5 protein-coding genes are annotated in these 5,325 nt (G+C 44.3%); 3 read left to right on the top strand and 2 right to left on the bottom strand.

Annotated elements, in window-relative coordinates; all coding sequences use genetic code 11:
* Positions 1–1,208 (bottom strand): VWA domain-containing protein (locus J7J62_07980; GenBank protein MCD6125091.1); only part of this gene is annotated, 1,208 nt, incomplete at its 3' end.
* 169 nt (positions 1,209–1,377) lie between these two features.
* Here J7J62_07980 and J7J62_07975 point away from each other — a divergent pair.
* The 3 genes from J7J62_07975 to J7J62_07965 are packed head-to-tail and all read left to right on the top strand — an operon-like array spanning position 1,378 to position 4,323.
* Positions 1,378–2,490 (top strand): hypothetical protein, encoded by a 1,113-nt coding sequence (locus J7J62_07975; protein MCD6125090.1) that lies wholly within the window; start codon positions 1,378–1,380, stop codon positions 2,488–2,490.
* 31 nt (positions 2,491–2,521) lie between these two features.
* Complete coding sequence (locus J7J62_07970) at positions 2,522–3,265, top strand: hypothetical protein (protein MCD6125089.1); 744 nt, start codon at positions 2,522–2,524, stop codon at positions 3,263–3,265.
* Positions 3,266–3,282: 17 nt separating this feature from the next.
* Positions 3,283–4,323, top strand: coding sequence for an aminotransferase class V-fold PLP-dependent enzyme (locus tag J7J62_07965; GenBank protein ID MCD6125088.1), 1,041 nt, complete (start codon positions 3,283–3,285; stop codon positions 4,321–4,323).
* Positions 4,324–4,380: 57 nt separating this feature from the next.
* On the opposite strand, the gene J7J62_07960 is transcribed toward J7J62_07965, so the two are convergent.
* Positions 4,381–5,325, bottom strand: a 945-nt coding sequence (locus J7J62_07960; protein ID MCD6125087.1) for a T9SS type A sorting domain-containing protein, incomplete at its 5' end; no start/stop codon positions are given.

The raw sequence follows: 5,325 nt of genomic DNA, 5'->3' as shown, positions 1-5,325 counted from the left end.
GAATAACGCATAGCATAACCAGCTGTCTCAGGCGGACAAACTATGCTCGCCTCTGGCCCAGGACAACTGCAGTCAGGCATAAATATACAACCTCGCACGGTATCTGTATGAACAACACCAGTGCTGCTAACTGCACGAAGATAAATATTAAAGCAATTTTCTCTGCCCTCGTAACCTCTCGCTGTGTAAACTCGCCATCCAAAGCAGTGAACCGAATCATCAGGCCATGGAAAGAACTCCTGAATAGAATCTCCAGAAATAAGAGTCATCGAATCGCCAAGTTCAATCGTTGCCCAAGAACTATCATATCGTGTTCCTGATGTGTTCTTAACGCAAAGGTTTATCGCATTACATGTATCTATAGCTGGTATTATGCTACTGAAAAGCGTTGGCCAAGACACCGTGTTAAGGTTAAACCACGAACCACCTGTATTAGTCGCTATACGCTGATACATTGTGTTCCACGGTGCTGGGCAGTAACCAGGATTGTAAACGGTATAAACTATGAATCCTTCGGAAACAGCTCTCATGTATGTATTAGGGTCAGGTGGATACGGATGAGCTAAAGTATCAAGATAAACATCTGTATTAGCGTCACAACAGCAGCCACCTACTGGCCTATCAATAGTGCACGATGGCGCATCAGTAAGCATTATTATAACTTTTAATGCGTCCACTCGCCAGTCATAAAGTGTCATCGCATCCCATATGGCATCCCATGATGTCTCAGGACCGTCAGCACCGCCAGAAGCGCCAAGTGGTACTATGCGTGACCTGAATGTAGGATAACTCCCCGTCATTTGGTAACCTGGCGTTATAGGGTCGAAGTCCCAGATATTAGTGCCATCCCCGAATGTAACAGCTCCGAATCGATATTGATAGTTCAAGGTGTGGAGCCGCGCAGCAAAACCATCCAATGCAGCTCTAACCCTCGCAATATCGTCATACATCGAACCAGTAGTATCAATGCAAAATACTATATCCACTTTACCGGTATCAAGGCGGCAGCCGAGCTCAACTATGAACTCCATTGAATCGAGCGGAGAAATCACGAATTTGTAGACATTACCGCGATAGTTTATGCTGAAGTTAGAAATCGTAAAACCACTATTGGAATGAGGGCGATTAATACTCTGAGTGGAACCTAAAGGCGTGAACATCGCTACACTAACAAAAAAAGCCAAAAACAAAACACTTACCTTTTTCATAGAACCCCCCTTATTTATTTAAATCAAATAATTCTAAAAAATAATTTGTAGAAATCAAGAATAAAATTCTAAATTTTTAGCGTTTCCTAATTAATAAAACTTTTTCGCCTTTCTTGATTAACCATAAATTTTTCTTATCTTATTATTTGTACTAATTTAGGAGGAAAAAATGAAAATATTCACAAAAACCGTTCTTCCACTGATGATACTAATCTCAATAACCCTCTCACAAGATGCTAAACCACTTTGCTACATAGAACCAGATAGCATTACCAAGAATGTTTTGCGTGGCAATGTATGGTGGTACGAGCTGAGCCTAATTAACAATTCAGATTCAACGTTTAGGGATGTAAGAGTAGAAATAACCTATGACAGGAATTCACGCCTACTGAGAAGTCTCCGTTGGCGCGGTCGTTCAGGACTTAGACCAAGACAGTACGCGAAAAAATTTCCCGAAGCACGAAAAGTAATTTTCGATTTCCCGGAGGTTAAACCATACACGAAAACCAAAATCTGGGTGGCTCTCGTCTCAACGCAAACTGGACCCCACAAAGTTTATGCAAAACTCCTAAAAAAATCACCAGAAGGCGAATGGTTAGAGTGGAAACCAATAGTACCACCCGAAACCACTGTCGCAGCCGTGGAGAGTGTCGAAACCACCATCGCAAAAGCTGAAACATCAGAAGTGGAGGTTCACATAGAAAAATCGGACTCTACCTTAATGGTTACCGCAAAAGCTGTAACCAAAACTCCCTCAGAATCACTCTCGGTCGGCAAAGTAAAATTCGGCTTGAAAGGAATTCCTATTCCACCACTTATTTTCGGAAACTTCATAACTCGGGCTATATTCGTAGTGCTCCTTATTTTAAACCTTATTCTAATAGTTTTTTTGATTCTCATATGGACCTCAGTAAAGCAGTCCAACGATAGGATAAAATACCTGCTAAAACGCATAGAAAGCGAAGGCAAAAAACCCAAATACTTTGAATCTCCAGCGCAAAAAGCGCCTGAAGAAGAACCTAAGAAACCTGAGGAGGAACCTAAGAAAGAAGAAACAAAAAAGCCTGAACCAAAAGAAAAACCCGAAACCAAAAGCACCGACAATACCCTAATCATAGAGGGAATAAATCCAGAAAGCGAAGTGCAGATACTTGACGATTACTCTGTTCCGCCAGCCGAAGAAAAACCAAGCGAGAAAGGTAAAAGCGAAAAAGAACAAAACAGCAAATCGATTCTCGACGAAATAAAAAAGCTATTCAACCAACTCGAAGATGAAGAGTGATTAGTTTCAAAAACTCAAAGAGGTGAATTTTATGCAGCGATTTTTCACGACAATGTGTGCAATATTTGTATTTGCTCTGTTTTACCCGTCATTTGGCTACGAACCCATGCGAATAGTGCACTGCCCCTCAGCCGGAATACCTCTTAATGGCGAGGTGGTCCTCGATGTGTTGTCGTATCCTGAAGGAGGCTTGAGAGCAGGGCTGGCATTAGGTCTATGGGACAGGCTCGATATAGAGGTTTCATATGGCGCCACCAACCTTATCGGAAGAGGGAAAATAAACCCCGAACCAATGCCGCAATGGACAGTTAAATTGCGCGCGATAGACGAAACACAAAAATCACCCGCCGTAGCCATAGGAGTCGACACAAGAGGTTTTGGGGAATATGATTCCACTGAAAAAAGGTATGAGCACAAATCGCGAGGGCTATTCGTCGTAACAAGCAGAAACTGGATATTCTGGGAGGTCGAGGTTAGCGGGCATCTTGGCATGAATTACTCATTTGAAGAAAGGCTCAAGAAAGGTTTCTCCATTTACTGTGGCACCACTCTTACACTTTACGGACGAGGCGGAATCTCAATAGAATATGACCTTGCGCCTGGCGATAACAAAGCCCCTTTCGGCAGAGGTAGAGGTTACTTATCCACGGGGTTTTTCCTTAATTTCGCAAAAAATAGCTGGCTCTACTTCAATCTTTTCGACCTTCTCAGCAACAAACCACAGGACAACCCCATAGGAAGGGAAATTCGAGTGGTATTTCTCACTCACATTTAAGCAAATAAAATCGCAAAATGCGCTACAAACAGGTATATCTTGATTGGCTCAGCCACACACCGATGCCAAAGGATGTTTTCGACGAACTAAGGGACTACTTTGTTGAAAGGCGCGGCCTTCCCGGAGCATTGCATCAATGGGGGCAATGGAGCAAAGCAGCGCTGGAACATTTCATAGAGTCAACGCAAGAAATCCTGGGCACAAAAAAGCCAATCCGATTTTCAATAGGTCCAATACTGCCCAAAATTAGCAAACCAATCCTGTTATCGCCGATTGAATCGAAAAAGTTTAGAAGGACAGTTGCCAAAAGCAATGTGGAAGTTTTCGAGATGAAGATGAAAGGTTTTGAGTTCGACTTGGAACAAGCTGAAATAATGCTGCAAGAAAACGATGTAGAATTAATTATCGCTACAGCTGCTGATATGGTAACCGGAACCCGTCAACCTGTGGAAAAACTCGCGAAACTCGCGAAAAAACACAATGCGAAGTTAATGGTCGAACTTTCTGCCCTTATTGGACGGGAAAAATTCCTTTTTGACGACTTAGGCGCAGATTTAGGCTTCATCGATGGTTTAATAATAGGCGCACCGTGCGACCTAATCATAGGCGCAGAACCAGACCAAAGCTTCCCATTGCCTCTGGCAGCAGCTTTCTACAAGGTTATGGCGCACATCAACGATGAACTCGACACCAAAATAAACAACCTGAATGAACTTGAGGATTACTTCGTCAAATTAATTAACCTTCACCTTGAGGGAGTTGAGCGTATCAGCGGGGAAAAAACGGTTCCCGGCATAGTAATGCTCTCTTTTAAGGGAGTTCCTCGAGGAGCATTATCCCTTGCCATAGACATGCAGGGCATAGCTGTATGGGCAGGCGATACCTTCGAAGGCAAAATAGACGAACTCGCAGCTATGGGTGTCGAAAGCGAGATTGCCGAATCAGCTATAAGATTCACACTATGGCACGATAACACACAGGATGAAATCGATTATGTCCTGCGCGTCGTGCCTTCCATCGTCGAGCGCATAAGATTTGAGACCCGAAAAGAGCCATAAAAAATGGGGCAGGTAAAACCCTGCCCCTCAAGCCCACAACAAAAGCCACAGCTAAGCTCACCGCACCAGCATCATCTTCTTCGTTATGGACTTCTTGCCCGCGATAAGCTTGTAAAGATATATTCCCGACGGCACCTCACGACCAGCATCATCGGTACCAGTCCAGACGATAATGTGATTTCCGCTACCGAGCTTACCATCATAAAGGTGCCTTATGGCACGCCCCGAGAGGTCATATATCACGAGTGACACATCCATAGGCTCCGGAAGTTTGAAGTTTATCGATGTAGCCGGGTTGAATGGGTTCGGCACATTCTGGCCAAGAACCACGCCCTCAGGCTTTATCGATTCCTTAACGCCGCTTAACCACTCCATCTCAGCGCGCATGAAGAAGTTAATCCTATCCCGCGGAGTATAGATTATCTCCGGATGTGCTGTGCTGTATAGCGTATCCTCCCTATATCTTACCCAGCCTATGCCACCCGTCGTAGGATAGCCAACAAACGCGCAGTTGGTATCAGTCGTGGTCAAGTTGGCATAGACGAACCATGTGAGCGGCGTATCAAGCGCCGTAACACCTATCGCGAATGAGTCCAAGGTAAAGTTTGAATCATTTATGTCCCAATAAACCCATGTTCCAAGCTCTGGCGTGATGCCCGGAATCAAAATACGAACCGTATCTATAGGTATTGGCGCAGGGAAACTGTCCATAATCTCGTAGAGCCCCATAATAAATTGTCCGGACCCATATACTTTCACGCCAACTCTCTTAAGAAGATTTCTCCCCGGGAAAGGTTTCACGAACATCTGCGCAAGGCTTACCCCGGGTCTCGGAACTCCAGCACCTGGCGCAAGATACTGAAGGTAACTTATGTGTGTATCCGGCGGTGTCACGCTGGTATCGATGGTGTTCCACGCGAAGGTATCAGGCAAACCATCGTCATAGGCTAACTCTCTGAAAAATGCATTATGAACGGTGAATACTGTAATACATGTGTCGTT

It is taken from the genome of bacterium (genome assembly GCA_021159335.1).
In the GTDB taxonomy this organism is placed as follows: domain Bacteria; phylum UBP14; class UBA6098; order B30-G16; family B30-G16; genus JAGGRZ01.
This window is presented reverse-complemented; position numbering and strand designations above follow the sequence as displayed.